General features: G+C 67.7%; 26 protein-coding genes. 14 read left to right on the forward strand and 12 right to left on the reverse strand.

The window, feature by feature from the left end:
* Positions 1–45: 45 nt before the first annotated feature.
* On the forward strand, positions 46–282 hold the full coding sequence (locus BLQ75_RS24840) for a hypothetical protein (protein ID WP_425286484.1): 237 nt from the start codon (positions 46–48) through the stop codon (positions 280–282).
* Between the two features lie 512 nt (positions 283–794).
* Here the strand turns inward: BLQ75_RS24840 and BLQ75_RS22485 are convergent.
* From BLQ75_RS22485 to BLQ75_RS22495, 3 genes are all read right to left on the reverse strand, one after another.
* On the reverse strand, positions 795–1,856 hold the full coding sequence (locus BLQ75_RS22485) for an NADH:flavin oxidoreductase/NADH oxidase (RefSeq protein ID WP_092604671.1): 1,062 nt from the start codon (positions 1,854–1,856) through the stop codon (positions 795–797).
* Between the two features lie 133 nt (positions 1,857–1,989).
* The gene (locus BLQ75_RS22490; RefSeq protein ID WP_092604672.1) at positions 1,990–2,928 is read right to left on the reverse strand and encodes a nucleoside hydrolase; all 939 of its coding nucleotides are present in this window, start codon (positions 2,926–2,928) and stop codon (positions 1,990–1,992) included.
* Positions 2,929–3,074: 146 nt separating this feature from the next.
* Entirely contained in the window at positions 3,075–3,833 is a 759-nt protein-coding gene (locus tag BLQ75_RS22495) for a Fic family protein (RefSeq protein ID WP_092604673.1), read from the reverse strand.
* 792 nt (positions 3,834–4,625) lie between these two features.
* Between BLQ75_RS22495 and acs the strand changes: the two genes are divergently transcribed.
* From acs to BLQ75_RS22510, 3 genes are all read left to right on the forward strand, one after another.
* Positions 4,626–6,608, forward strand: a complete 1,983-nt coding sequence (acs, locus tag BLQ75_RS22500) for an acetate--CoA ligase (RefSeq protein WP_092604674.1) — start codon at positions 4,626–4,628, stop codon at positions 6,606–6,608.
* Positions 6,609–7,172: 564 nt separating this feature from the next.
* Complete coding sequence (gene nhaA, locus BLQ75_RS22505; RefSeq protein WP_092604675.1) at positions 7,173–8,405, forward strand: Na+/H+ antiporter NhaA; 1,233 nt, start codon at positions 7,173–7,175, stop codon at positions 8,403–8,405.
* A 563-nt stretch (positions 8,406–8,968) separates the two neighbouring features.
* Complete coding sequence (locus tag BLQ75_RS22510) at positions 8,969–9,400, forward strand: phage holin family protein (RefSeq protein ID WP_244515871.1); 432 nt, start codon at positions 8,969–8,971, stop codon at positions 9,398–9,400.
* A gap of 94 nt (positions 9,401–9,494) precedes the next feature.
* Here the strand turns inward: BLQ75_RS22510 and BLQ75_RS22515 are convergent, their stop codons facing one another.
* The 4 genes from BLQ75_RS22515 to nth form a co-directional block, all read right to left on the reverse strand.
* On the reverse strand, positions 9,495–10,682 hold the full coding sequence (locus BLQ75_RS22515; RefSeq protein WP_092604676.1) for a MarP family serine protease: 1,188 nt from the start codon (positions 10,680–10,682) through the stop codon (positions 9,495–9,497).
* 184 nt (positions 10,683–10,866) lie between these two features.
* A complete protein-coding gene (locus BLQ75_RS22520; RefSeq protein ID WP_092604677.1) occupies positions 10,867–11,580 on the reverse strand; it encodes an NUDIX hydrolase in 714 nt (237 codons plus the stop codon).
* Positions 11,577–12,230: a TlpA family protein disulfide reductase gene (locus BLQ75_RS22525; protein ID WP_092604678.1), complete on the reverse strand. Its 654-nt coding sequence runs from the start codon at positions 12,228–12,230 to the stop codon at positions 11,577–11,579. The genes BLQ75_RS22520 and BLQ75_RS22525 overlap by 4 nt, the downstream gene beginning before the upstream one ends.
* On the reverse strand, positions 12,230–13,072 hold the full coding sequence (gene nth / locus BLQ75_RS22530) for an endonuclease III (protein WP_211481559.1): 843 nt from the start codon (positions 13,070–13,072) through the stop codon (positions 12,230–12,232). Before nth ends, BLQ75_RS22525 begins: the two co-directional genes overlap by 1 nt.
* A gap of 181 nt (positions 13,073–13,253) precedes the next feature.
* Between nth and BLQ75_RS22535 the strand changes: the two genes are divergently transcribed.
* The 3 genes from BLQ75_RS22535 (at position 13,254) to BLQ75_RS22545 (ending at position 16,472) form a co-directional block, all read left to right on the forward strand.
* Entirely contained in the window at positions 13,254–13,508 is a 255-nt protein-coding gene (locus BLQ75_RS22535) for a hypothetical protein (protein WP_019855884.1), read from the forward strand.
* Positions 13,509–13,604: 96 nt separating this feature from the next.
* Positions 13,605–14,279 (forward strand): Crp/Fnr family transcriptional regulator, encoded by a 675-nt coding sequence (locus BLQ75_RS22540; RefSeq protein WP_043569346.1) that lies wholly within the window; start codon positions 13,605–13,607, stop codon positions 14,277–14,279.
* Between the two features lie 945 nt (positions 14,280–15,224).
* On the forward strand, positions 15,225–16,472 hold the full coding sequence (locus BLQ75_RS22545; protein ID WP_244515872.1) for an MFS transporter: 1,248 nt from the start codon (positions 15,225–15,227) through the stop codon (positions 16,470–16,472).
* Between the two features lie 192 nt (positions 16,473–16,664).
* Here the strand turns inward: BLQ75_RS22545 and BLQ75_RS22550 are convergent, their stop codons facing one another.
* The 3 genes from BLQ75_RS22550 to BLQ75_RS22560 form a co-directional block, all read right to left on the reverse strand.
* Positions 16,665–17,141: an Hsp20/alpha crystallin family protein gene (locus BLQ75_RS22550; RefSeq protein ID WP_170837644.1), complete on the reverse strand. Its 477-nt coding sequence runs from the start codon at positions 17,139–17,141 to the stop codon at positions 16,665–16,667.
* Between the two features lie 257 nt (positions 17,142–17,398).
* Positions 17,399–18,238: an MBL fold metallo-hydrolase gene (locus BLQ75_RS22555; protein WP_211481560.1), complete on the reverse strand. Its 840-nt coding sequence runs from the start codon at positions 18,236–18,238 to the stop codon at positions 17,399–17,401.
* Positions 18,239–18,356: 118 nt separating this feature from the next.
* The gene (locus tag BLQ75_RS22560; protein WP_092604680.1) at positions 18,357–19,181 is read right to left on the reverse strand and encodes an NUDIX hydrolase; all 825 of its coding nucleotides are present in this window, start codon (positions 19,179–19,181) and stop codon (positions 18,357–18,359) included.
* Between the two features lie 2,603 nt (positions 19,182–21,784).
* Here BLQ75_RS22560 and BLQ75_RS23685 point away from each other — a divergent pair.
* The gene (locus BLQ75_RS23685; RefSeq protein ID WP_170837645.1) at positions 21,785–21,988 is read left to right on the forward strand and encodes a hypothetical protein; all 204 of its coding nucleotides are present in this window, start codon (positions 21,785–21,787) and stop codon (positions 21,986–21,988) included.
* Positions 21,989–22,227: 239 nt separating this feature from the next.
* Here the strand turns inward: BLQ75_RS23685 and BLQ75_RS22570 are convergent, their stop codons facing one another.
* Complete coding sequence (locus BLQ75_RS22570; protein ID WP_092604682.1) at positions 22,228–22,419, reverse strand: DUF397 domain-containing protein; 192 nt, start codon at positions 22,417–22,419, stop codon at positions 22,228–22,230.
* Positions 22,416–23,267, reverse strand: coding sequence for a helix-turn-helix domain-containing protein (locus tag BLQ75_RS22575; RefSeq protein ID WP_092604683.1), 852 nt, complete (start codon positions 23,265–23,267; stop codon positions 22,416–22,418). Before BLQ75_RS22575 ends, BLQ75_RS22570 begins: the two co-directional genes overlap by 4 nt.
* A 118-nt stretch (positions 23,268–23,385) precedes the next feature.
* Between BLQ75_RS22575 and BLQ75_RS22580 the strand changes: the two genes are divergently transcribed.
* The 6 genes from BLQ75_RS22580 to BLQ75_RS22605 all read left to right on the forward strand — a co-directional run.
* Positions 23,386–23,595, forward strand: a complete 210-nt coding sequence (locus BLQ75_RS22580) for a hypothetical protein (protein WP_092604684.1) — start codon at positions 23,386–23,388, stop codon at positions 23,593–23,595.
* Positions 23,592–23,810 (forward strand): hypothetical protein, encoded by a 219-nt coding sequence (locus BLQ75_RS22585; RefSeq protein WP_139183080.1) that lies wholly within the window; start codon positions 23,592–23,594, stop codon positions 23,808–23,810. The genes BLQ75_RS22580 and BLQ75_RS22585 overlap by 4 nt, the downstream gene beginning before the upstream one ends.
* Positions 23,803–24,177 carry a hypothetical protein gene (locus BLQ75_RS22590; RefSeq protein WP_092604686.1) on the forward strand — a complete coding sequence of 125 codons (375 nt, stop codon included), beginning with the start codon at positions 23,803–23,805 and terminating at the stop codon, positions 24,175–24,177. Before BLQ75_RS22585 ends, BLQ75_RS22590 begins: the two co-directional genes overlap by 8 nt.
* A gap of 252 nt (positions 24,178–24,429) precedes the next feature.
* Positions 24,430–24,768: a hypothetical protein gene (locus tag BLQ75_RS22595; protein WP_092604687.1), complete on the forward strand. Its 339-nt coding sequence runs from the start codon at positions 24,430–24,432 to the stop codon at positions 24,766–24,768.
* Positions 24,765–25,715 carry an ATP-grasp ribosomal peptide maturase gene (gene tgmB, locus BLQ75_RS22600; RefSeq protein ID WP_092604688.1) on the forward strand — a complete coding sequence of 317 codons (951 nt, stop codon included), beginning with the start codon at positions 24,765–24,767 and terminating at the stop codon, positions 25,713–25,715. Before BLQ75_RS22595 ends, tgmB begins: the two co-directional genes overlap by 4 nt.
* Positions 25,712–26,860: methyltransferase domain-containing protein (locus BLQ75_RS22605; RefSeq protein ID WP_092604689.1), on the forward strand; the 1,149-nt coding region annotated here is incomplete at its 3' end. The genes tgmB and BLQ75_RS22605, both read left to right, overlap by 4 nt.

A 26,860-nucleotide genomic window follows, 5' to 3' on the forward strand; every position in this document is an offset into this window, starting at 1 on the left:
CTCCTCACTGGTGGCAACCGGCACGACATCACCCCACTGCTGTCGTTGGTCGAGAAGGTCCCGCCGGTACGCGGGCGACGCGGGCGACCGCGCCGCACACTCGACGTGCTCGTCGCGGACCGCGGCTACGACCACGACACCTATCGTGCCCACCTGCGAAATCGAGGTATACAACCGTTCATCAGTCGACGTACAACCCGTGACACCAACCAGCCCGTTCGCTGGGTCGTCGAACACACCCCGGCACTGCGACACCAGTTCCGACGCCCGGCAACCCGATGACAACGCCGCACCGACCTCCACCACGACTTCCACACCCTGCCCACCAGCCTCACCCGCCGGCGCCGACTCCCCAACCAAATACGTTAGGGGCTCTACGTGGTGATTTCACGCTGATCGTGGTGTGAGTATTGGTGCGTGAAGCTGGATTGTGTCGGATGGCTCGTGGTGCGGGCTCGTCGAGGTGTTGTCGGCGGTGCGAGCGCTCTTCGCGTGATGGTGGTACGGCGGCTGTCAGTGATGAGGTGGTGTTCGTCGCGATCGGCTACGTACTGGTCAGTAGATATGGGTGGCGGTATCTACCGTCGTGTTTTGGTGCGTGGACAATCGCGGTACACAGTCGTTTCAGGATCTTGAGCGGGTCCATCGTGGGGCGGGTTCCCGCGGAAGTTTCTGGACTGGCTGGAACTCGGTGAGCTGGTGGATTTTCCGGGCGAAGTCGAACTGCGCGACATTCGGCGCGTTACTCCGCCAGTAACGCGCCGAATGCACAAGACTTCCGCACGGCGCAGTGCTCAGCGTGCCGCGCGCTCGTACTGCTTCGGCCACAGCGAGTCGGCACGCAGCCGGTCGGCCGCGTGCAGCGGCCAGTGCGGGTCGCGTAGCAGTTCCCGCGCCAGCAGCACCGCGTCGGCCGAACCGGACGCCACGATCTCCTCGGCCTGCTCCGGCGAGGTGATCATCCCCACGGCGCCGGTGGGGATACCGGCTTCCTGCCGCACCCGTCGCGCGTACGGGACCTGGAAACCGGGGCCGACCGGGATGGACACGCCGGGAACCACGCCCCCACTGGACGCGTCGACCAGGTCCACACCCAGTTCGGCCAGCAGCCCGGCCAAGCGGACCGAGTCGTCACCGGTCCAGCCGCCCTCGACCCAGTCGGTGGCCGAGATCCGCACGAACAGCGGTTTGCCCGCGGGCCACACCGCGCGGACCGCCTCGGTGATCTCCAGCGCCGGTCTCACCCTGCCCTCGAAGTCCCCGCCGTACTCATCGGTGCGGTCGTTGGCCAGCGGCGAGTAGAACTGGTGCACCAGGTAACCGTGCGCGAAGTGCAGCTCCACCACGTCGAAGCCCGCCTCGTCGGCCCGCCGAGCAGCGGCGGCGAAGCTCTCGGGCAACGCGGCGACCTCCGAGGTGCTCAGCGCTCGCGGTGCGGTCAGTTCCCCGAACGCCCGATCGGTGGAGCTCACCGTGGGCCAGCCACCCGAGCTCTCGGGCACGGAGTCGTCACCGGCCCACGGCGGGTTCACGGAGGCTTTGCGACCGGCGTGGGCCAGCTGCACGCCTGGGGTGGCGCCCTGGGCCCGCAGGAAGTCGGTGATACGTCGCCACGCCGTGACCTGCTCGTCGTCGTACAGCCCGGTGTCGGCCGGGCTGATCCTGCCCTCCGGCACCACGGCGGTCGCCTCGCTGAACACCAGCCCGGCGCCGCCGGTGGCGAACTGGCCCAGATTGACCATGTGCCAGTCGCCCGGCACGCCGTCGGTGGCCGAGTACTGGCACATGGGTGATACCCAGGCGCGGTTCCTGATGTCGATGTCGCGGAACTTGATCGATTCGAACAGAGTGCTCACGGTCGCTGTGACGCTGTGGCGGAACGGAGTATTCCGCTACGTCGGTCACATCACGTGACATTCCGGGGCGTCCGGAGGGCGGACGAGGTGCGTCCCGCCGCCCGCCCTCGTCTCCGGGGCACCGGAGGGGACTTCAGCGGTTCGTGCCCGCCATAGCCCGGGCGACGCCGTGGAAGGAATCGGTCAGCAGGTCCCAGAAGGCCCGTCGGTCGAGCTCGGTGGCCACCAGCGCGTTGTGCTCGGCCTCCGGGGCGAAGTCGGTGACAGTCATCCCCGAGGTGAACCGGCCGGAGATCTCCACGTCCACCCGGGCGGGCACCGTGGTGAACAGTTCCGGCGCGATCACGTGGGCCACCGCGCAGGCGTCGTGGATCGCGGGGCCCTCGTCCCGGTACTGCCGGTTGCTGCCGTAGAAGTCCAGGCACGGTCCGAGCAGTTCGTCCTGCAGCCGTCCCAGCCCGGCGAAGCGCTCCCGTACTTCGGCCGTCGCCCTGGCCTGGTGGGTCAGGTCCAGCCCGAACATCACCGGGTGCCACGGTGCGCCGAACACCACGCTCGCCGCCTCCGGATCCGCCCCGATGTTGAATTCGGCGGCCGGGGTCAGGTTGCCGCGCGTGTAGGAGCCGCCCATCACCACGAACTCGCGCACCCATTCCGCCAGCCGGGGCTCCTTGCGCAGCGCCAGCGCGATGTTGGTCAGCGGCCCTACGGCCACCAGGCTGATCTCGCCGGGGGAGGACGTGACCGTGTCGATGATGAAGTCCACCGCGTGCCGTGGTTCCGGTTCGGCCCCGGCGCGGGGAAGCACCACGTCGCCCAGGCCGGTTGCGCCGTGCACGGTGGAGGCCGTGTCCGGGGCGCGCAGCAGCGGGCGGTCGGCACCGGCGGCGACCGGCACGTCCATGCCGTAGAACTCGGTCAGGCTCAGCGCGTTCGGGGTGGTGTGCTCCAGCCCCACGTTGCCCGCCACCGTGGTGATCCCCACTACCTCCAGCTCGGGGGAACCGTGCGCCAGCGCGATCGCCAGCGCGTCGTCGATTCCCGGGTCGCAGTCGAGCAGGATGCGTTTCACGCTTCAACCTTTCTCTCGTCGGGACTGTGCGGCTCGATCACTCGGGGGTCGCTGACCGGCACCTGCCGAGGGGAGTGATGAGGGCGATCGGTCGGCGTCGGGGGCACCGTGGGGAGCGAGGGACGCCCGCCGGTGGGGCTCCCGGCTCAACCGACGGAGTCGGCGATCGACTTCGCCTCCTTGGCTCCGTTCTCCAACGAGCGGCAGTAGTGGACGATCCAGGCCGCGACACCGTCCGCCTCGCCGGAGGCGAACCCGGCCGCTGCCGAAGCGTACTCCTGCTGCCTGCGGAAATGGGCCACTTCCGGAACGACGAGGCCTTTGGGGTCCAGGCCGCTGCCGATCACGGTCAGGCGTGCCGCCGCCCGCGCGATCACACCGTCCACCTCGCCGAACGGCGCCAGTGCGAGCAGCTCCCCGTGCACCACGGCGGCCTGCACCGGGCCCGGAACCGTGCCCTGCGCCTGTCCGCCGAGCTCGGTGACCGTCCTGGCCAGCAGGTCGAGGCGTGCCGAGACCGACGGGTCGGCGCGCGGGCGCCCCAGGCGTTCCTGTTCGTGTTCGCCGACGAGGTCGGCCGCCGCCAGCACGTGCAGCCGCGCGAGCGCCTGCAGCGGGGCGCGTTGCCAGGTGCCCAGCAGCGGTCCCAGGGCCTCCGCCACCCGCAGTGAGCCGGCCAGCAGCGGGTCGGTGACCTCACCACCCTCCGGGATCTCGGCCGCGCCGCCCGCGACCGCCGCGGAGGCGCGCGCCGCGCGTACGGACGCCTCCGCCGCCGTGGTGGGCCAGCCGCGACGGTTCGCGGGGTGCTCGTGGACCTCGTCGATCGCCGCCCTGGCGGCCTCGACCGCCTCCGGCACTCCCGACAACCGCACCAGCGGGCTCAGCGATTCCTGCGCGTTCACGTGTCCAGACGCTACCCGTAGACCCGAGCGCACCCGCACCCCTCCGGTCGCGTCCGTCAACGGGGCGGTTCCGTGTTCGAGAGGAGGTCGGGACCGCCGCTGCCGGGGCTTCCGCGCGGTCGCGGGGCATCCGCCGGTTCGCCCGGATCGGCCACGGCCGCCGGGCTCCGGTTCCGACTGGCTCCCGGCTGTTCCCCGAGGCACGGTGGGAGGTGTCCGCGCGGTGGGGCTCGGGCGGTGCTGCGGCCCGGTACGAGGGCCGACGGTTCCACGTCTCGGGCGGGGACGGACCGGTGGTAGGTGGTCGGCACGTCGACTGCCCAGGACAGGCCCGGTGCCGCATGTACGGAAAGTTACTATCTTACTTCTTTCGTGTCGGCTCGTTTCGCCGAATCAGGGGTGTTCTGGACTGGTTCTTCGTAGCGTTCGGTTGTCACGATTTCGCGTTCTCCGGCCCGCCGAGCGTGGTGTGGTCGAGTTCCCCCGCCTGGCCGAGCGCTACTCCGGCGGGGGATTCACAAGGGCGCTCTCGGCGTCCAGAATCGGTCCAAAGCGGGTGATCGGTGCCGTTGACGAGGGAGGAGGGAGCAGCGCGCCGCCAGTCCACGGTTCGGCGACGGCGCGAGCACGGTGCCGCACGCGATCTTCCGGTGAGTCCTTCCGGGCGGACGGGGACCCTCGGACAAATTGGTCTCAACCTTTGCTTAATTCCCTCTATCGAAGTAAGCCAAATCCCACTACGGTTTTGGTTACGGACAGAGCTGTAGCAGCAGCGACGGAGGTTCGACACCGATGAGTCACCCCGACGGGCAGAGCAACACGCTGGACAATCTGCTCGAGGAGAACAGGACGTTCCCGCCCGCCGCGGACTTCGCCGCGCAGGCGAACGCCACCGCCGAGCTTTACGACCGGGCCGCCGAGGATCGGCTGGGCTTCTGGGCGGAACAGGCCCGTCGCTTACACTGGGACTCCGAGTGGGACCAGGTGCTGGACTGGTCGAACGCTCCCTTCGCCAAGTGGTTCGTCGGGGGCAGGCTCAACGTCGCCTACAACTGCGTGGACCGGCACGTCGAGGCCGGCAACGGTGATCGGGTGGCGATCCACTGGGAGGGCGAGCCCGGCGACTCCCGCAGGATCACCTACTCCGAGCTGCGTGACGAGGTCTCGAAGACCGCCAACGCGCTGACCGAACTGGGCGTCGGTTCCGGCGACCGCGTCGCGATCTACCTGCCGATGCTGCCCGAGGCCGTGTTCGCCATGCTCGCCTGCGCCCGGCTGGGCGCGCTGCACAGCGTCGTCTTCGGTGGTTTCTCCTCGGAGGCGCTGCGCAGCCGGATCAACGACGCCGAGGCCAAAGTGGTCATCACCTGCGACGGGCAGTTCCGGCGCGGCTCGGCGATGCCGCTGAAGGCCAATGTGGACGAGGCCGTCACCGAAACCCCCAGCGTCGAACACGTGCTGGTGGTGCGCCGTACCGAGGGCGCGGTCGGTTGGGACGAGAAGCGGGACCTCTGGTGGCACGACGTCGTCGACCGGCAGCCCGCCACGCACACCCCGGAGGCGTTCGGCTCCGAACACCCGCTGTTCATCCTCTACACCTCGGGAACCACCGGCAAGCCCAAGGGGATTCTGCACACCTCGGGCGGCTACCTGACGCAGGCCGCCTACACCCACAACGTGGTGTTCGACCTCAAGCCCGACTCCGACGTGTACTGGTGCACCGCCGACATCGGTTGGGTCACCGGGCACACCTACATCGTCTACGGGCCGCTGGCCAACGGTGCGAGCCAGGTCATCTACGAGGGCACCCCCAACAGCCCGCACGAGGGCAGGCACTGGGAGATCGTGCAGAAGTACGGGGTGACCTCCTACTACACCGCTCCGACCACCATCCGCACGTTCATGAAGTGGGGCTCGGAGATCCCCGCCCGCTACGACCTGTCCACGCTGCGCGTGCTCGGCACCGTCGGCGAGCCGATCAATCCGGAAGCCTGGACCTGGTACCGCGAGCACATCGGCGGTGGCAGGGCGCCCATCGTGGACACCTGGTGGCAGACCGAGACCGGCGGCATCATGATCTCCCCGCTTCCGGGGGTCACCGCCGCCAAGCCCGGTTCCGCGCAGCGTCCCCTGCCCGGGCTGTCGGCCACCGTGGTGGACGAGAACGGCACTCCTGTCGGCAGGGGCGAAGGAGGTCTGCTGGTACTCGACAAACCCTGGCCCGCGATGCTGCGCGGCATCTGGGGCGACGACCAGCGCTTCAAGGACACCTACTGGTCGCGGTTCGCCGAACAGGGGTTCTACTTCGCCGGTGACGGGGCCAAGTACGACGACGACGGCGACATCTGGCTGCTGGGCAGGGTCGACGACGTCATGAACGTCTCCGGCCACCGGATCTCCACCACCGAGGTCGAGTCCGCCCTCGTCTCGCACCCCGCGGTCGCCGAGGCCGCCGTGGTCGGCGCGGAGGACGCCACCACCGGCCAGGGCATCGTGGCCTTCGTGATCCTGCGCGGCGGCAGCGGCGAGGATGCCGGTGGCGACACGGCTATGTCCACGCTGCGCGACCACGTGGCGCACGAGATCGGGCCCATCGCCAAGCCCAGGCAGATCATGGTCGTCTCCGAGCTGCCCAAGACCCGCTCCGGCAAGATCATGCGCAGGTTGCTGCGGGACGTCGCCGAGAACCGTGACGTGGGCGACGTCTCCACGCTGGCCGACTCCAGCGTCATGGAGCAGATCAGCGCCGGGATGAAGTCCGGCGGTGACGACTGAGGGAAGGTCGCGGCGGGTCGGTTCTCCGACTCGCTCTTGTGGTGGAACCTCCCGTGTGACTCTCGTCGCGGGTGCCGGAGACATCGGGTAGGCACTGCACAACGTCTCCGGCGTCCCCGCGAGAGTCGCATCGGGGAACCCGAGGCGGTGCCGGTGGCGAGGGGGTACGGCCCGCGGGAGTGGTGGGAGCTCGGCTCCGCGCCGGGACGTGGGGATTTCGCGAGAGAGACGCCGCCGCTGCCGCGTCGAGAAGTGAGCGCGGCAGCGAGTGGGCATCCCGGATGCCGCTCGATTTTTCTCACATCCCGAATGTGAACCCCCTTGCCCCCGAGCAAGTGAACCCAGGGCGCGTGCCGGGCGACCGGACGGAAATCGCTGTTCAGCACGGGTTCCGTTTTGAATTAACAACTTTTCCTCGGCTTGGCAACCCCTGTCGTACTCATCGCCGCCATGCCGGTCTCGACGGGCCGTGACGGGCGTTTCCCCGTGTTAGGCTCAGCCGCGGAGCGAGCCGGAAAACGGTCACTGTGGAGTACGCAACGTAACAAGCTCAGGAGCACCTCCGTGGCGAAATCGCAGCGCAACCGAGCACAGCGGTCCGGCGCCCCGGAGGCTCGGGGATTCGACTTCGGCTCGTACCTGCGAAACGAAACCGTCGGTGGCATGTTCATGCTCGCCGCCACGGTGGTCGCGCTGGTAGCCGCGAACTCCCCGGTGTCGCACCTCTACGCGGCGGTGCGCGACTTCACCATCGGTCCGCACGTCCTGCACCTGGATCTCACGGTCGGGGAGTGGGCCAAGGACGGTCTGCTGGCCATCTTCTTCTTCGTGGCGGGGTTGGAGCTCAAACGTGAGCTGATCCTGGGCGACCTCGCCGACCGCAAGAAGGCCACGCTCCCGGTGATCGCGGCGCTGGGCGGCATGATCGTGCCCGCAGTGCTGGCCATCGCGATATCGCACGGTGCTCCCGGCGCGGGGCAGGCCTGGGCCATCCCGGTGGCGACCGACATCGCGTTCGCGCTCGGTGTGCTCTCGCTGACCGCCTCGGCCATGCCCACCACCGCGCGCGTCTTCCTGCTCAGCCTGGCCGTGGTGGACGACCTCGGGGCCATCATCGTCATCGCCGTGCTGTTCACCAGCGGTATGAACCTGGTGGCGTTGGCGGTGGCGGTGCTGCTCTGCGTCGCTTACTGGTACGCCCAGCACCGCCGCATCCGGACCTCGTGGCTCTACGTCCCGCTGGCGCTGGCCACCTGGATCGCGGTGCACAGCAGCGGGGTACACGCCACTATCGCCGGGGTGGCGCTGGGACTGCTCACCAGGGTTCGCCCCGATCCCTACGAGCGCGCCTCGCCGTCCATGCGCCTGGAACACCGGCTCCAGCCGTGGTCGGCCGCCTTCGTGGTGCCGGTCTTCGCCCTGTTCGCCGCGGGGGTGCCGGTGGGGATGGACGCGCTGAGCAGCATCTTCCAGGACAGGGTCGCCATCGCGGTCATGGTCGGCCTGGTCGTCGGCAAACTGCTGGGTATCTTCGGCACCTCGTTCGTCGCCATCAAACTCGGGTTCGGCAGCCCTCCGGAAGGGGTCGCCTGGCGCGATCTGTTCGCGCTGGCGATGCTGGGCGGCGTCGGGTTCACCGTCAGCCTGCTGATCGCCGATCTATCGCTGGCCGGGGCCGCGGCGGATCGAGCCAAGGCCGCCGTGCTGATCGCCTCCGCCGTCGCCTCGATCGTGGCCACGCTGATGCTGGTGCTGCGCAAGCGGCACAGCGCCACGTCCGTCACGAGCGGAACCTGAGCCACCGCGCGAAGTTCTTCCGGTCGGCCTGTCCGAACTATCGGGGGGCGGAGCTCCCGCGGCGGTGCCGGTGGGTGGGTGTGGTCGTAAGCGGCTGGCACCGCTCGGCGTGGTTCGGTTCGTCGGCTCTGTCGGGATCGTCGGTCGCGGGGCCGTGCGTGTCGCAGCGCGCGTGTCCCCGGTGCGTGAGGCGGACTCATCGCGAGGCCGGGCCGCTCGCCGCGCGGGTCGTCGCACCGTCCGATGTTCTCGGTGTCGGGGCGCTCTTGCTTCGGCGCGGTAGCGCCGAACGTCCGTGCCCGCAGCCCGGCCACCGGCGGGTTCTCCCGCGTCGCGCTCTCGCGAGGACGGCCCGACGACGTGTAGAGCGCTACACGAGGAGGGCACCCGCAGCGAGAGCCAGCGGGAGGTTCCGCCACGGGAGTGTCTAGGCGGGGAGGGCGACACAGTCCTCCCAGAGGCGCGTCGCTGAGTGGTCGTTGCCCCTTCGTGGCACGATAACGAGCGTGAACAGCTCCCAGAACAAATCACACGACGGGTCCGGCGCCACCTCCGATTCGACCGTGACCTCGATCCCACTGTCCGAAGAGGGCACCGGGGCCGGCGGCGAGCAGTCCATCGGCTCCCTGGGGCGGGACGTCGCCACCCACCTGTCCTCGCTGGTGCGCGGCGAACTGGAGCTGGCCAAGGCCGAGCTCGCGGGCGAGGCACGCAAGGCCCTCAAGGGCGGTGTCTACTTCGTCCTGGCGCTGGCGGTGCTGGCCTTCAGCAGCTTCTTCCTGTTCTTCACCCTCGCGGAGGGACTCGACGCCCTGGGGCTGTGGCGTTGGGCATCGTTCGGGATCGTGTTCCTGGTGATGCTGCTGGTCACCATCGTGCTGGCCCTGTTCGGCTACCGGCGGGTGCGCAGGATCTCGGCTCCCCGGAGGACCATGGACTCGTTGCGGGAATCCGCCCAGCTGCGCCACCGCCACTCGCAGGACTCGGACGAGTAGTAGCGGTCCCCGGCGTGAGCGCCGCCGCGGGCTCCGTCCGAGCGCGGGATCGCACGGATGGTGCTCACCGGTCGGTGCCGCCCCGCCGCCCGGCTCACTCGGTGCACTCGCCGGTAGCCACCTCGGATGACAGGGTGGGGGCTGCCGCCACCTCGTCGGATACCTCCGAGGCGGTGAGCGCGAAGCCCGTGTTCGGGTCGTCCACGGCGGCGCCGAACACCAACCCGACCACCTCACCGTCCGGGTTGATCAGTGGTCCGCCCGAGTTGCCGCTCTGCACCTGGGCGCGGACGGTGTACACGTCGCGCGTGACCGTGTCGTCGCCGTAGATGTCCGGACCGCGCAGGTCGATCCGTTCCCGCACCCTGCCCGCCGAGGCGGTGTACGGACCGTCCAACGGGTAGCCGAGCACGATCACGTCCGTGCCCGGCTCCGCCGAGCGGGAGACGAACTCCATGGGTGTCGCGTCCAGCGAGGGGACGGACAGCACGGCCACGTCCTCCTCCTCGTTGAACAGCACCACCTTGGCAGCGAACCGCCCCCGCCCGATCTCCACGAACACGCTGTCGGTCCCGGCCACCACGTGGGCGTTGGTCACCACCCGGTTCGGGGCGACCACGAAACCGGTCCCCTCCAGCGCTCGTCCGCAGTCGGGGGCCCTGCCGCGTATCTTGACGATGCTGGGCCGCACGTCGCGCACCACCTCGCTGCGCGCCAGCGCCGGGTCCGGAGCCTGGATCTCGGCCACCGGAGTACGTGAGAACGGCCGCAGGGCGTCCGGGAATCCGCTGACCCCCAGCATCTTCCGCAGCTCGGAGGGCAGCGCACGTGCCGCCTCCGGCATCATCGAGTCCACGGTTCGCAGCACGCTCGACCTGCTGATGCTGCCCGCGAGTCCGGGAAGCGCCGAGGCTGAGGTCAGCGGCAGCGCCACCAGCCACGCCACCACGAACACGGCGACTCCCTGCAGGAAGGCTCCCAGCGCGTTGTCGATGCCGATCAGCCGCCGATGCCCAGTGATGCGCTCGCGGAGCTGGTGGCCCGCCCACATGCCCGCCGTCTCGCCCAGGGCGACGAGCAGCACGACGATGCCGACCCCGAACCCGATCCGCGCCGCCGCGCTGTCGAGCTCTTCGAGCAGCAGGGGCGCCGAGCGCACGCCGATGATCGCCCCGGCGAGCACCCCGATGAACGACAGCGCCGCGGTGACCAGGCCGTGGCGTGCGCCGGATGCCGCCGCCAGCACCGCCAGCGCCACGACCAGCAAGTCGACCCAGTTCACCGGTTACCTCGGCTTTCGTTCTTGGGGCTGTCCGAGAGTCCTCGTGTTCACCGTTGGCGTGGCCCGTGCGGGCCGGGTGGTTTCGCGCCGCCCGGCCCGAGGTCGACTCAACGTTGCCAGTGGGCCGACCCACGCGCCGATCACCCGGCCACGTACGTGAGTTCCGCCGTGGCCGTGGAGGAGATCATTGTCCGAAACCGGGATCGTCGATGTCGACGGCCGCCTGCCAGGCTTCGCTCAGTTCGCGCACGTCCCCACGGTTCCACCCCCGTGACCAGCCCGCGAGGTCGAGCACTCCGTCCAGCAGCCCGCCGGTGAATCCCCAGACCAGCATGCTCGGGACCAGGAACGCCGGGCTGGTCCTGCCCCCGATGCGGACGTTGATGCGGTTGCTCGGTTCGGTCAGCACCGAGATCGGCACCCGGGCGACGGCCGCCGTCTCGGCCGGATCGACCGCGGTGACCGGGCTGGGGGTGTGCCAGTGGGCGAGCACCGGCGTCACCCGGAAGTCGCTGTGCGCCAGGTAGAGCTCCGGCAGCGTGGCCGCCGGGGTGATGCCGGCGGGCAGCACGCCGACCTCCTCGATGGCCTCCCGCAGGGCGGTCTCGACCGGTCCCGCGTCCCCGTCGTCGGTGGCGCCGCCGGGGAAGGCGACCTGTCCCGGGTGCGAGTTCAGGTTCTCCGCGCGGCGCAGCAGCAGCACGTCGGGGCCGTCGTGGCGCTCGGGTTCCTCACCGAACAGGATCAGCACCGAGGCGGGGCGTATCCGGCTGTCCCCTTCCGGGGGACGTAACCACCCCAGGGAGGTCGCGTCCACCTCCGCGCTGCGCTCCACCAGCGGTCGCAGCCAGACCGGCAGCTCGTTCGGATCGACCAGGGGTCCGTGTTCCTCGCTCACCGCGCCTCCAGTTTCCGCTGTACCGCCGAGGCGACTTCGTCCGCCGACTCGAACACCTCGACGGGCATTCGCTCGATCTCTCCGGAAGGAGTGACGAGGTAGCTGGCGGGGAGCGGTTTCGGCACCCGCAGCGCACGGGACACCCGTCCGGTCGAGTCGTGGACCGTCGGCAGCCGTACCCCGAGTTCGCGCAGCAGCCGCAGTCCGCTCGCCGGGTCGCTGCGCACCTGGACGCCGATCACGCGCACCTCGTCCTGCCGCTCCGCGTACCGCTGCAACGCGGGCAGCTCCTTCCGGCAGGGCGGACACCAGCTCGCCCAGACGTTGATCAGGGTGGTTCCCGAAGCCGTCATCTCACCCAGGTCCGCTCGGGAGCCGTCGCCCATACAGCTGCCCGTGGCCCCCCGCAGCCGCGAGGGCGGTTCGCCGTTCCCGGTCGGTCCGCAACCGGGGAGCTCGGCGTCCGCGCGCAGGCTCGCGAGGTCACCGCTGGTTCGGGTCGTGCCGGTGGGGGCGGGGCTCTCGGGCCGTGTCGGGGTTCGATCACGTGGCCACAGGGCGACCACGGCCAGCCCCGCCACCACCAGGACGATCAGTGTCCAGCGGATCTCGTTGCCGTACCGGGACCGCTTCGACCGCTCCGAAGCCATCACGCCGACTCCCGCTTCGCCGCCGAGGTGGTCTCGTCCCGCGTCTCGTCCGCCGACTCGCCACCCACCCCGGCGAGCTCCAGCAGCCGTTCGGCTTCCGGGCCGCTCACCAGCTCGGCCGCGGTTCCCGGGTCGGTGGGGCCGGTGCCGAAGGAGGGGCAGTCCCGGGCCAGCAGGCAGGCCCCGCAGGCCGGTTTGCGCGAGTGGCAGACCCGGCGGCCGTGGAATATCACCCGGTGCGAGAGCATCGTCCACTCCCGGCGCGGGATGAGTTCCCCGACCGCTTTCTCGATCTTGACCGGGTCCTCCTCGGCGGTCCATCCCCAGCGGCGCACGAGCCGGCCGAAGTGCGTGTCCACCGTCAGACCGGGCACGTCGAACGCGTTGCCCAGGATCACGTTCGCGGTCTTGCGGCCGATCCCCGGCAGCTTGACCAGCTCCTCCAACGTGGCGGGCACCTCCCCGCCGTGCCGCTCGACCAGCGCCGCCCCTAGGCCCAGCAGCGAGTTGGTCTTGTTGCGGTAGAAGCCGGTCGGGCGGATCAACTCCTCCAGCTCCGCGCGGTCGGCTCCGGCGTAGTCGGCGGCGGTGGAGTAGCGGGCGAACAGCTTCGGCGTCACCTCGTTGACGCGCTTGTCGGTGCACTGGGCCGACAGGATGGTGGCCACCGTCAGTTGCAGCGGCGTCTCGAAGTTCAGTTCGCAGTGCGCGTCCGGGTAGGCCTCGGCGAGCGCACGCATGGTCCTGCGTGCCCGTCGCACCAGGCCGAGCCGGGTCTCACCGGTACGTCGCGGCTTCGGTGCGGTGCTGTGCTCTGGGCTGTCTGGAACTGGATCGGACACCCCACTAGCTTACGGACCCGGTTGATCCGCTGGTGCCGCAACCAGCCCGGGAGGGGAGGGCCCGCCGCTCCCTTCGGCGGATAGTGTCTCGGGAGTGTCCGGGGGCGTCGCGCCGGCCCTGACCGCTGTCAAGCACCCCGGTTGCGAATCGCACCGGCGGATGAGCGAAGATTGGGTCACAATGACTGCCTGGTTCGTGATCGTCGTACCGCTCGTGATCATGTTTTTCACGCTCTTCATGGAGCGTGTCGAGGCCCGGCTTCGGCACGTCGCGGTGCAGGAGAACGAGGTGGAGGAGCTGCTGGAGAACGCCCGGCCGGACGAGGTCCGGGCGCTGTTCCGGCAGGGAATTGGACGTGCGCTGGAGCTGTTCCAGCTTCGCAGGGTGGGACGCGCCGGCAGACTACGAACCCGCCGTTCGCGTGACCGGTCGTAGACTGGTCGGTAGTGATAGGCGGCACACGCCGGTACCGTGTCGAGTGACAGTACCGACGTAGCGAGAAGCCGCCGCGTCTCAACATGGAGGGACGAGGTGGACGAGACCCTGTCGCGGGCCGGCATCTTCCAGGGAGTGGAGCCGGCTGCCGCGGAGGCACTTACGCAATCGCTGGAACCGGTGGAGTTCTCGCGTGGGCACGTGATTTTCGCCGAGGGTGAGCCGGGGGATCGCCTCTACATCATCCAGTCCGGCAAGGTCAAGCTGGGCCGCAAGTCCCCGGACGGTCGTGAGAACCTGCTCGCGATCATGGGACCGTCGGACATGTTCGGTGAGCTGTCCATCTTCGATCCGGGGCCGCGGACATCGACCGCCACGACGGTGACCGACGTGCGCGCGTTGACCATGGACCGCAGTGCGCTGCGGCAGTGGATCGGGACGCGCCCGGAGATCGCCGAGCAGCTGCTCCGCGTGGTGGCCCGCAGGCTGCGCCGGACGAACGGCATGCTCGCGGACCTGATCTTCACGGACGTACCCGGCCGGGTCGCCAAGGCGCTGTTGCAGCTGGCACAGCGTTTCGGCAGCCAGGAGTCCGGTCTGCTGCGGGTCACGCACGACCTGACCCAGGAGGAGATCGCGCAGTACGTCGGGGCTTCCAGGGAAACCGTCAACAAGGCGTTGGCCGACTTCGCGCATCGCGGATGGCTGCGGCTCGAAGGCAAGAGCGTGCTGATCCTCGACCCCGAGCGACTGGCGCGCCGGGCTCGCTGACACCGCTCGCGGAGGGCGAGCCCCAGCGGAACAGCCCTCGGATTCCGGAGCGGTGGACCACACCGACCGCCACTGGTATGTGCTCCGGCACGCGGTAGGAGCGGCCGGTGCCTATCAGCATGTCCGCACGCGTTCGGTGGACGCGGTGCTCCCGTGGGACGGCCGGCCCGAACGGGGCCGGCCCCACGCGTCCGGGTAGCGCCCCGTGACACCTCCGCGACTCTCACCCCGCTCGAACGTGGTCGCGTCGCGTTTCTTCGCCGACGCCGGTCGTCGTTCGCTCCCGCGATTCCGCCCCGCCGGGGCCGTCACGAACGTGTTCTGGTGCGCGGGCCGAGCCGTGGTGTACGGAACGCTGTCCGGCTCCTCCTGGGCACGGGTTGGTGCGGAGGGAACGCTTCGACCGGGAAGTACCCGAGGCGGCCGTGGATGTCCCGCCCCGTTCGGCGGAAAGGCCCGAGCTGAAAAGAGGAACCGGGCGCCACCCCCGACGCGGCGCTCCGGTTCCTCCTTCTCGCGTGGTCCGTCCCCCGACCAACCACGCTTTTCCCCGATCCCTCGATGGTCGGCCCCGAACCAACACATCGAAGGCTTGTTCTTCGGTTGTCCCGCCGTCGGCTCGACCACGGGCAGGCCCCGGTGGCGACTCGCTCGGCCGGATTCCCGATGGCCACGCCGAGTGTTCTTACGATCACTCGTACGTTGCACACCCTTAGCTTGCGTTATTCGAGCCGCCTTGCCAAGCCCTTTCACTTGTGAGGACGTACCGGGGGCGGCTGGGGTTGCGTGCCGTTCCGAATTTTTTCGCCCCGTTTTCGTCCGGCTGTCCCTCCTCGCTGGCCTGCGAACATCGTTCGTGTCCGCCCGCCGGAGCAGGGCGACGGTGAGCGGGATAACGTGAAAAACCAGTGGTACTCGCGTACCACTTTCGTAATACTGGTACGCGTGTCCCATTCCGTCTCGTTGGCCGACTACCGCGCGGCACTGACCACCAGGGGTGCCGCCGCACCCGTGCTTACCTCGTTGCTGGCCAGGCTGCCCGTGGCCATGATCGGCCTCGCGCTGATGCTCTACGTGCAGCGAGTGACCGGATCGTTCGCCGTGGCGGGGCTGGTCTCGGCGGGCAACCTCGTCGGAGTTGCCGTGGGGTCCGTGGTGCAGGGGCGGATCATGGACCGGCTGGGACCCACCCGACCGCTACTCGTGGTCTCGGCGATGTTCGCCGTCCTGGTGGCCGCCGAGATCGCGGCGGTGCAAGCCCGTGGCCCCGCCCTGACGATGATCCTGTTGGCCGTCGCGGTCGGGGTGACCGAACCGATGACCGGTCCCGCCTCCCGGGCGCTCTGGACCAGGTTGTTGCCCCCCGGACAAGTGAGGGACGCGGCCTACTCGTACGAGGCCATCAGCATGGAGGTGTTCTTCATCCTCGGGCCCGGTCTAGCGGGACTGCTGGTCAACATGCCCTGGGGCGGCACCGGCGTCCTGGTCGGGGCGTGCTGCATGATCACCGGCAGTACCGGGTTCGCGCTCACTCGGGCCGCCAGAGGCCAGCGCCCGCGCGGAGACGAGCGGAAGAGCGGATCGCCGCTGGGCGCGTTGGCCACCCCGGGTATGCGCAGCGTCGCGCTGGCCGCGTTCGGTTTCGGCGCGCTGCTGGGGATGATCGAGGTGGCCGTCCCGGCGGCGGCCGAGCGCGCGGGGCACGCCGCCATGGGCGGTCTGCTGCTCAGCGTGATGTCGGTGAGCTCGGTGGTGGTCGGGGTGCTCTACGGCATGCGTCCCTGGCCCCGCCCGATGTACCTGCGGCTGCCCACCCTGCTGTTGGTCTTCGCGCTGCTCATCGCGCTGCTGGCGTTGCCGCGAACCCTGCTCGGTCTGACGCTGGCGTTGCTGGTCGCGGGCAGTCTGATCACGCCGCAGTCCACCTCCCACTCGGTCGCGCTGGAAACCGCCGCGCCCGCCGGGACCGCCACCGAGGCCTTCGGTTGGGTCATCACTTCGGTGACGCTCGGGGCGGCCTTCGGGCAGTCCGTGAGCGGGCAGGTGGTGGAGTCCGTCGCTCCGCCCGCCGCCTTCCTCGTGGCCAGTGGTGTGGGGCTGCTGCTGGGGGCGCTGCTGTGGTCGCGGCGCCGTACCCTGCTGGCCGACGACCGGGGGGTGTCGAGCTCGACGTTCGCGGGCGCGGTGAGCTGAGGCTCCGCCGCCTCGTTCGGAGCCGTTCCGCGAGCCGCCAGCCCGCGCTGAGGGAAGTGTCGAGTTCCCCGCGACCTCCCCGCTCCGGGCCACGGGAGTGGGGGTACGGGACGGCGACCGCCGGACGTCCCTTCGGCCCCGCACCACCCGCGACGAGTCCGACCGGGAGCCCGGCGGCGCCGGGAGTGGTGCTCACTGGATCTCCACGCGGTGCGGCTTCTGCCGCTCGCTCTTTCTCACCCGCACCGTCAGGACGCCGCTGTCGAGCTTGGCCTCCACGTTCTCGCTGTCCACGCCCGAGGGCAGTGAACTGCGGTAGGAGAAGCTGCCCGTGCGCCTGGTGCGGCGGTGCAGCACGCCGGAGCGTTCCCGCTCCCTCACCTCGCCGGTGATCCACAGCTCGTGGTCGCGGATCTCGACGTTGATGTCGTCCCGATCCACGCCGGGGACCTCGACCTCGAACTCGTAGGCGTCCTCCGTCTCAGTGACATCGACCAGCGGCTGCCACATGCCACCGGCCCCGGTGGTGCTCCACCCCGGGTCGAACATGCGTTCCATCCGGTCCCACATGTCCTCCAGCTCGCGGAACGGTTCCTGCCAGAAGGCGGGCACCGGCCGGGCGTTCATCGCGCCGCGTTCCCCACGACGTACCGGTACCGGTTCGGCCATGATCCGATCCCTCCCTCGCTGCTCTGCTGCCGTCGCCAGCGCGATACCCAGCCGACTTGGGTGGGCAAACCGTGCTCGGGGGAGCCCTCCCCGCTGACCGGCTCTTCGCCGGAACAGGAGGGGAGGAGGGGAGTCGGGTGCTGTTCGCGAGCGGGGCCGCTCGACCCCGGCCCACCGGAACGGGAACCGGCGGAGGCCGCGCCGAGCGGGCCCGGCCACCCCGGTCTCCCGCGAGGGAGCCGGACCGTTGGTACCGCTCAGTGGAGTTCGCCGACCTCCCGCAGGTAGCGCAGCTGTGCGCGCACCGTGCTCTCCGCCGCCGGTCGCACCGCGGGGTCCACGTCCGCGTAGACGATGTCCACGACCTCGCCGGGCTCACCGCGTCCGCCCAGTTCTCCCAGCGCCGCACGCACCTGGTCCAGCCGCTGTCGCCGGTGTTCCAGGTAGTGCGCGGCGGCCGCTCGGGCGTCGGGCTGTTCCGGCCCGTGACCGGGCAGCAGCCAGGTGTTCCCGGCCAGTCGGCTCAGGGCGCGCAACGATTCCAGGTACGAGCCCAGGTCGCCGTCCTCGGCCGCGACCACCGTCGTTCCCCTGCCCAGGATGCTGTCACCGGAGAACAGCGCGGTCACTCCGGCGTGCTCGGCGTGCAGGCACAGCGAGTCGGCGGTGTGCCCGGGGGTGGCCATGACCCGCAGCCGTACCCCGGCTGCCTCCAGCACCTCCCCGTCGCCGAGCGGTCCCGCGCCGAACCCCGCCGGGCTCACGGCGCCGTCGGCGCACAGCTCCGCGTCCAGGGCGCGAACCGGTGCCCCGGTGAGCTCGGCGAACTCCGCCGCTCCCTCGGTGTGGTCGGGGTGGTGGTGCGTCAGCAGCACACCGGTGATCCGGCCCTGCTCCCGCACGGCCCGTAGGTGAGCCGCGTCCGAGGGGCCGGGGTCGATCACGATCCGCTCGTCCGAGGCGGGATCACCCACCAGCCAGGTGTTCGTACCGTCCAGCGTCATCGCGCCCGGGTTGGGCGCCAGCAGCACGGTCGCGTAGTCGAGCACCCGGCGCGGGACGCCGGGAGCCGGGTGCTCGGGGGATGACGAGGCCACCTCGTGTCCTTTCCTGATCGCCTGTCGGGGTTCCGTGCGGCCACCGGCTTCGCGACGTCCTCGCGAGCCGGGGCCGCACGCTCGGCTCGGGGAGTCCGGGCCTTCGCCGGTGCGGTCCTCAACGCCCGTCGGGGGCCTGCCGGTCGGGCAGCACCACCCGCCATGCTCCGTCCTGTCGCACCACTTTGGGAACGACCTTGTCGATGCTGCGTTCGGCGGCCAGGGCCGTGGCGGCGTCCTCGTACTCCGCGAGCTCGGACAGGGTCACCCAGGTGGGCGGAAGCAGCCCGTTGCGGCCCGCGCGCCAGTCCGCCAGCGCTTCGAGGGGAGCGCGCCAGTAGGCCTCGGCGGCCTCCCCGGTGCGGGCGTCCGCCCGCTGCCTTTCGGGAACGGTGGTCAGGAAGAAGCGCGTGTCGTAGCGCCGTGGTTCCATCTCGGGGGTGACCCAGTTCGACCAGGGGACCAGCAGGTCGGCGCGCAGCACCAGCCGGTGCCGCCGCAGCATCTCCGCCAGCGAGAGCTCCTTGGCGACCAGCGCCCGCCGCTCCGCGTCGTAGCGAGCCGTGTCCGCGACCACCCGGTCGTCGCTCTCGCCCGCCAGCAGGACACCGGCCTCCTCGAACGTTTCCCGCACGGCGGCGCAGACCAGCGCGCGGGCCGAGCGGGGGTCGCAGCCGAACCGCCGCGCCCACCAGTCCGGTCCCGGCCCGCTCCAGGAGATCGAGGTCTCGCTGTCACGGCTGTCCACCCCACCACCGGGGAAGGCCGTCATCCCACCCGCGGACGGCATCCCCCGCACCCGGCGTTGCAGGAACACCTCCGGCCCGGTCGGGCCGTCCCGCAGCAGCACGACGGTCGCCGCGTCGCGCGGGGTGACCGGCGGGTCCGCGGTCTCCTCCGGAACCATGCTCTCCGGCAGGGTCAGTTCTTCCGGCAGTCGCATGACAGCGACTCTAGAGGTTCGATGCCGGTGCGGTCTGCGGTAATGGCCCGATCAATGGTTCGGAGTCGCGTCCGTGCCCGCGAACCCCTCGGAAGCACCACCCCATCGGACAACTCGCCCTCGTACTCGCTCCTGACCCGGTCACAGTGAGTCGGGACGAGCGTCATGGCTTCTTGTCGTGCTCGGCAAAAGGCGCCAACTTGGTTGTTTTCCATGTGGATGGATTGCATGGAAAACAAGTGAAATCCTTCATCCGTGTGCAAGGCTGTGTTCCATGACGTTCGCGTTGTTCTTGCTCGCCGGCTTCCTGGCAGCGGTCCCTGTCTTCGGTATCCTGTTGCTGTGGCGTAGGCGTCCGCAGCGGCGACGGACCACAGCATTGCTGCAACTACTGGGTGCTATAGCCCTATCAGTAGTCGTCTTGCTCGTCGTCGGTGCTTTCATCGAGGCAAGTACGGCATCGACGGCCACGCTTGCCCTGCTCTCGCCGACTATTATCGGAAGTGCGGCCGTTGCGATGGTTTTGAATCGAATGGCCAACCAGCAGGAAGGGGCAGGGCGGTAAACCGAATTCGTGAATTCGGTTGTTCCTGGAGCCAGTGACAACAATGGAGGTCTAGACGCGATCCTCGATCGTTATACACGGTTCGCTGGATCAGCATGTGTTGACCGAATGGCGCTTGCTATCTAGGGCGTGAACATCGGCATCCGGATGGACGTTCGTACGCCAAGGCGTGCTGGAGACCGAATAGTGGCAACTTATCGATGAAGATCAGGGTTGGCTGCCATCGCCTATGGTTCCACGTGCTGCCTTATGCTGAGATCAAGCTTGATGTGGGCTCGCGAATGTCTTTCGCTGCTGGAAATAATTAAACGATACGCTGATTGTGGCGGATACTGCCCTGCAAGGTAGGCTGATCAGCAGTACAGGATCTTTTTTCTAGGTTACCGTGCTCCGTGAGCAGCATGGGAGAGATACCGATTCGGTGACGCGGTCTCTGGGTTTTCGGTGAGGGTACTGTTGAAGAGATTGGGGCAGGATATCTGAATTAACCGAAAGGGATGTCGGCGGAAATGTTGGCTTCGGTACGGCACTGGAGGGGCGGTTATCCGTGTGCGTTGGTCGATCATCGAGGTGTTGGCACTGTCCAGTCCGATGCAGGGCAGTCTCCAAAATTCGGTTGCTGCGAGACCGGACTTGTTGTCGGTTCTGCTTTGCGAAGGCCTGCCGAGGGCGTGTTGCTGGCTGATTCATATGTAAGTCCGTTTGTTCTGCCGCCCAGCGGCAGAACAAACGGTTCTATTTACGTCTCCTTGTTTTTCGCTGCGTTGTCAACTTGTCGATAACTGATGAAAATGTCGCTACTGCATAGATTCTTTGTTGATATTTCGAGATCGCGGGAAGTATTTTATTTTTAAATTTTTTGCGTGTAAACCTAACGAGAGGAGGAGTGATACGGCAGTTATCATAGCGATCTCTAGAGCACCAAATTCTCCCGATGGGCCAAACACTGACAAGGTTATTCCCCATAGTGCTAAACTGACCAGAACGATCTGTAATGGGAGGGTGATATTTAGCCGTTTCATGGGCGCCTCTCTTTAGAGATTACACGCGTGCACTCCATTCAAAATACCCGCCATTGTATATGGTAGCATCGATCTTAAGGTAGAGACTAGCGTAACATACACCGGCACATAGTTCGATAAATCCGTGTATCGCTACGTCGGAACGCGAACCACCAACTCCGCTAACGTGTGGTGACCCGTTAGCGTAACCTCGCAGGTAAGTCACTCCATCTGCATTGTTCAGATAATGATATTTCTGATGAACACTGGTGACTGTCGCGCCATTTGCGCAATAATCGATCCGAGCCATGTAGTCGAATTGCGTATTTCCCAGTAGGGAAGTTTTGCGTACGCCGACCCTAGTGATCCAGCACCCTGTTCCATTATTGAATGATCCACTGCTGGATTCAAGTGTGCTGACTGATTCTGAGTCGTTATTGTCTGCGGGGCTCGATGTTCCGAAGGTCTCAATCGGGGCGTCCGGATCAGGTACGTGTTTCGCGATATTCGGATAATCGCGAATTGTAGCTTTCTCTTGCTCTGTTAACTCCCCGGTGTTCCCGAAATGATCCAGTGCGGACTGCACTTCGGCAGGGATTTTGTCTGGCATATCGTTGGCGGACGCTGAAGCGGTTGATGTTGCCATGCCAAGAATGGCTAAAATAGATAAAGTGAGAGTTAGCACTCTGTTGCGCACAAAACACCACCAGAATATTTTGCCTTGCCTTGCCTGTGCTCTGCGATGTTTCCGCTGCTATCAACAGTATTTTAAGTGACTTAAATCACTCATGTTGGCCATATTAAATATGGGGATTTCTGCGGTAGAAATATTGAGAAATTTGCATGAAAATACTGCTCCTCCTTATTGCGTAATCCATTCCCTCGTTCGACGTAAGCGACTACCGTGCGTACGTCGAGGCCGTACACAGCAGTTGCCCGCACGCGTTTCCGGTAGCAACTGACCACCGAGCAGGAAGTCTCCGACGAAAACGAATAGCGACGGTGTCTACACTCGGTCCAACGCCACCCCTCGACCCGTGATCACGTTGTTGCTGCTCTATGTCGGGCTCGACTTCGCCGATTTCCTCATGTCCGATCGTCGGGGCCAAGGCATCGATGGTGGCACCTATCGCGAAGTTCAAATTGCACCACATCGCCCGCGAAGCCCTGCGAGCGTGGCTGGACGTACCCCGGACTGGACCGGCTCTGATGAGGTCTCGGGGCTGCGGCCCAACAGCTGAGGCGGGCGGCTATCCGTGCGCGGCATCCACCCCGTTATCCGCTCCAGCGCACCACACTAGTTGTCGACGAATGACACACTTTCGACTGCACCTAGTGATACGTTCCTTGCCCATACCCCGAGACAATCGAAGCCGGACCTACGAAGTGCACGAAAGCGCCCTCGGGGCGCGCTGTTCTGAATCGTTCCCCGAGGGCGCTGTGCTGTTCGAACTGATGCTGTTCGGTCTCAGCCCCGGTCTCAGTCGAACCGGTTGGACTTCACGGCGTCGATGAACGCGGCCCACTGCTGGCCGGTGGTGGTGAAGTATCCGGCCGAGCGGTCCTTGGTGTCGCGGACGGCGGCGCCGTTCGGGGTGTGGCCGACCTCGACGCAGTCCGTTTCCCGGGACGAGTAGCTCGCTTTGCGCCATCCCTGGGGGTGTACCGTCATGATGTTGTCTCCTCCATCTGTTCGATGCGGGTAGCGATGATCTGGGTCGTCTCCTCCTTGGTCATCGCTGCCTGCTGGAGGTTACCTATCCCATCGCGGTAGGTACTGACTGCTCCAGGTGAGGAGAGAAACACACCGGAGCCGAGCGTCTCCAGATGTACGATCGGTGCGGCAGTGCCGAACTCGAAGTAGATGAAATGCCCGCTGTGCAGCGGCGTCCAGCCGAGTCTCTCCGGTAGTACCCTGATTGAGACGTTCGAGAGCTCATTCATCTTGACCAGGTGTCGTAGCTGGTCCAATCGAGCGCTGTCGTCACACACGGGGCTGTCTAGGACATGTTCGAGGATGAACGCCTCGAATGTCGGAGCATTGGTCTTGGTGAGCACGTCGCGGCGTCCGGCACGCATCCCGATCTTGGCCTCGCGCTCGCCGGTCGGAAGTCCCGACATGATCGCCCGCGCATAGTCCGATGTTTGCAGGATGCCCGGGATCAGCAATGGTGCACCCAAGATCGTGTGCGTCGCGGTGCGTTCGTACTCGATCAGCGTCACGAGCTCTTCCCGGACGCCGGGAATGCCGGGACGCAGCCAGTCGGGCTCGTCGGCGTCCCGCGCCATTTCGACCAGGCGCTCCCGCTCCCTGCTGGTGATCTCCAGCGCTTCGAGAATGCTGGTCACGTCGTCGACGGTGATGACTCGGCTTCCGGATTCGGTACGTGTGATCCAGCCGTGTGAGGTTCCAATCCGGCGAGCCAATTCGCGGACGCCGACCTCAGAATCTTGCCGTACTTTGCGCAGTTCAGCAGCGAGCGAGCGCGCTTTGGGGCTGCCTGGTTTGGATTGAGCCATAAACCAAACCTAACGCGTTGTGGATTCAGAGATTATCCCCTGATCGGAGGTTTGTGGGTGTGTATCTAAATCCAACACACTGGCTCATATCCAACTGATACAGCTCACGGAGTGTCGAATGCCATACGACTGGACAGGTTTCGGGGTGCGGGCGAGATGCCGTCACGAGGGTGGTGAGGGGGCGCTGCGGGTGTGGCGCTCGGAATGGTCGCCGAACGTGATTCGTATCGACACCCCGACGGTCTACAACCGGACTGAGTGGACGGTTGAGCAGGTGAAACAGCTGCGGGACGTGCTCGACGCGGCGATCAGGGAGGCGGGGCAGTGAGTACGCCATCGCCGAGGTCCGCCGAGGTCGTGCTCGGTTCCGCGCTGCACCAGCGCGCCGAGGAGCTGAGGGAGTTGTCGTTCGCGGTCGCCGTGGGCACCCACACCGCCGAGCAGGTCGAGGAGATCGCCCGCCGCGCCGAGGAACTGGTCGCCGAACTGCGGCGGTACTCCGCGAGCGTGCCGCGACGGAACGGGGGTGGGGCCAATGCCTGAGACGTGGCCCGCGCTCGTGCTGGCGGTGGTGCTGGCGGCTACGGCTGTGGTGCTGACCGTGTGGGGGCACTACTCGGAGCGAAGACCGAGACATTCCGGGGCAGGTCCGGGAGCGCTGACCGTCGCTCAGCTACAGAAACAGGCAGGCAAGGACATGACCGAGAGCACCGCGCTGACCGGTGAGCTACCGAGGACCGAACGGGGTCGGTGGACGCACTGGCGCGGGACGCTGCCGTTGTCGGCGGCAGTACAGCGCCGACCCGGTAGGAGCAAGCTACCGGGTCGGCCCGCCCAGGCTACCGCGCCCGACGAGCGGCCCTCGACGGCTCTGCTCGACCGTGTCCTGGCCGGGCTACACGCCCTGTAGAACCACGGCCCGGTGCCGCTGACACCCCCGACGTCCGGCATCGGGCCGTCCCGTCCGGCCGGTGCCTGCCCCCGAAGGCATCGGCCGGGCGTCCACCCCATGACCCCGGTTCGGCGAAACCACCCCGCCCACTGCCGAACCGTTGCCGCCGGGCCGGTGCCTGGCGGTGCTCACCGCTCCTGGCGGGGCTTCGAGATTGGAGCGGTGCTGAGTCGGCCGAACGGCTGAAGAGAGAACACGGAGGTAGAAACCATGACAGTTGCGGCTGATCCGCTGGCTCCGGGCAGCGCTCAGTTTCCGCTCGCTCGGCCGAGCGGGCTCGTCGAAAGCACCGACACCGCTTCCCCCGAAGGGGTGCGGCCGTGGGGACTGCGAGGCATGCACCCCTTGCCGTTCACGGGCCGTGGTCTGCCGTCGGATTGGCACTACGATCACCAACGGCAGGTGGCCGTCGACGGCGAGGGGAACTCGTTCCACGAGCTGCGGATGGATCCGAGTGCCGACTCGGTCAGTGACGGCGATGGCGACGAGGGGCGAGTCGAAGACTGGATGTACGACTTCGCGCCGGACTTCCCGGGGCCGCCGGCATGACCGTACTCATCCTGGCTCGTGACCTCGATCCGACCGCGGACGCGATGGTGACCACGCTGACCGAACGTGGCACGGCGGTGGCTCGGGTGAACACCGGATGGTTTCCCGCGCGGCTCAGTGTCTCGGCTGGGCTGCGTGGGGGCCGGTGGTCCGGACACCTGCGCACACCTGGTCAACTCGTCTCCCTCGACGACGTCCACGCCGTGTGGTATCACAGCCCGGAGGCGTACCGGATGCCGGGCGAACTGTCCGACGCGGAGCGTCACCACGCGTTCCTGGAAGCCAAGTACGGGCTGGGCGGCGTGCTGTCCAGTCTGGACGTGGTGTGGATCAATCACCCGTCTCGGATGGCCGATGCGGCCTACAAGCCGGTCCAGCTCGTCCGTGCCCAGCAGTGTGGTTTGACCGTGCCGGACACGCTGATCACCAACGAACCCGATCCGGTACGCGAGTTCGCGACCGAGCCAACGGTCACCAAGCTGGTCGGCTCGAACACGATCTCCGAGGACAGTACCCGGAAAATCTCGTGGACCCGGCTGCTCGACCAGGCCGAGTTGGCCGACCTGCGTGGCATCGAGACCACCACGCATCTGCTGCAACGGTGGGTGCCGAAAGCGTTCGAGACACGGGTGATCGCCATCGGCGAGCAGTTGTTCGCGGCCGCGATCCACGCCGGTAGCGCCAGTACCCGTGTGGACTGGCGCTCCGATTACGATGCGCTGACCTACGAACCGATCGAGCCCCCGGCCTCGGTCGCCGAGGGAATCCGCGCCCTCATGGCCGGATTCGATCTGCGGTACGGAGCACTGGACTTCGTCGTCACCCCGAACGGTGACTGGGTGTTCCTGGAAATCAACCCGGGCGGGCAGTATGGCTGGCTCGAAGCCGCAACCGGCCACCCGCTGACCCGTTCCCTGGCCGACCTGCTGAGCAAGGGAATCTCATGACCACACATCTCGACACCGACTGGATCTGGCGAGCACAACGACTCGCCGATGAACTCGAAGCACGCGGCGACCTCACCGACCCGGTGTGGAAAGCCGCCGTGGCCGCCGTACCCCGGCACGTGCTCGTGCCCGAGGCACACCAGCAGGACAGCACCGGCACGTGGCAACGGTTGACTACCGACACCGGCGAGGGCCTCGAACTGACCTACTCACCGACCACCCTGGTCACCCAGCTCACCGACCACGGCTCTCACCGAGAGGCCACCTCCAGCGGCACCAAACCCGACCTGATCCTGCGTATGCTCGAAACCCTCGACGTCCACGACGGGCACACCGTGCTGGCGGTGGGCACCGGGACCGGCTACACCACCGCGTTGCTGACCCATCGGCTCGGCGACCGCGAGGTGTACTCCGTCGACATCGACCCTGCTCTGGTCGAGGCCGCCCGCGAGAGGCTGGCCCGCCTGGGCCACCACCCCACGCTGGCCTGCCGCGACGGCGCGGACGGCCTGCCCGAACACGCGCCCTACGACCGCATCATCGCCACCTGCTCCGTCCCCCGCGTGCCCTGGAACTGGGCCGAACAACTCACCCCCGGGGGCACGGTGCTCGTGAACGTGATGCCCGCGGCGATCAACGCGGGCGGGCTCGCTCTCCTCCACCGGCGGGGTGACCGACTGGAAGGCCGGTTCTCCAGCCGGTGGGCCTCGTTCATGGGAATGCGCGGCGCCGCTCCGACAACCCCCGGCGAACACCGAGCACCCGACACAAGCAGCCCCCGCAGCCGGACGACCACCACCCCACCCACCCCCTGGTGGGACAACCGCGTGGTCTGGCTGCTGGCCCAATTCCACGGCCTGCCCGACGGAGTCACGATCGGCATGCGCCTCGACCCGGACACCGGCCGACCGGCGGCGGCCACCATGACCGCCCCCGACGGCTCCACCACCGACATCACCCTCACCACCACGAACAACCGATACGAGGTCACCGAAACCGGACCCACCCCACTGTGGGAACCCGTCGAACACGCCCACCAGACCTGGCTAACCCACGGCAAACCCGACTGGCCCCGCCTCGGCATCACCGCCACCCAACACCACCAACGGCTCTGGATCGACCACCCCCACAACCCCACCCACTGG

Origin of the sequence: Actinopolyspora xinjiangensis (assembly GCF_900104475.1) — a bacterium.
Lineage (GTDB): Bacteria > Actinomycetota > Actinomycetes > Mycobacteriales > Pseudonocardiaceae > Actinopolyspora > Actinopolyspora xinjiangensis.

Bases quoted from the DNA above. Each gene is read 5' to 3' on its own strand.
- acs (WP_092604674.1), top strand. From the start codon at position 4,626: ATGAGTCACCCCGACGGGCAGAGCAACACGCTGGACAATCTGCTCGAG.
- BLQ75_RS22525 (WP_092604678.1), bottom strand. From the start codon at position 12,230: ATGGCTTCGGAGCGGTCGAAGCGGTCCCGGTACGGCAACGAGATCCGC.
- BLQ75_RS22535 (WP_019855884.1), top strand. From the start codon at position 13,254: ATGACTGCCTGGTTCGTGATCGTCGTACCGCTCGTGATCATGTTTTTC.
- BLQ75_RS22550 (WP_170837644.1), bottom strand. From the start codon at position 17,141: ATGGCCGAACCGGTACCGGTACGTCGTGGGGAACGCGGCGCGATGAAC.
- BLQ75_RS22560 (WP_092604680.1), bottom strand. From the start codon at position 19,181: ATGCGACTGCCGGAAGAACTGACCCTGCCGGAGAGCATGGTTCCGGAG.
- BLQ75_RS22570 (WP_092604682.1), bottom strand. From the start codon at position 22,419: ATGACGGTACACCCCCAGGGATGGCGCAAAGCGAGCTACTCGTCCCGG.
- BLQ75_RS22575 (WP_092604683.1), bottom strand. From the start codon at position 23,267: ATGGCTCAATCCAAACCAGGCAGCCCCAAAGCGCGCTCGCTCGCTGCT.
- BLQ75_RS22580 (WP_092604684.1), top strand. From the start codon at position 23,386: ATGCCATACGACTGGACAGGTTTCGGGGTGCGGGCGAGATGCCGTCAC.
- BLQ75_RS22590 (WP_092604686.1), top strand. From the start codon at position 23,803: ATGCCTGAGACGTGGCCCGCGCTCGTGCTGGCGGTGGTGCTGGCGGCT.
- BLQ75_RS22595 (WP_092604687.1), top strand. From the start codon at position 24,430: ATGACAGTTGCGGCTGATCCGCTGGCTCCGGGCAGCGCTCAGTTTCCG.
- tgmB (WP_092604688.1), top strand. From the start codon at position 24,765: ATGACCGTACTCATCCTGGCTCGTGACCTCGATCCGACCGCGGACGCG.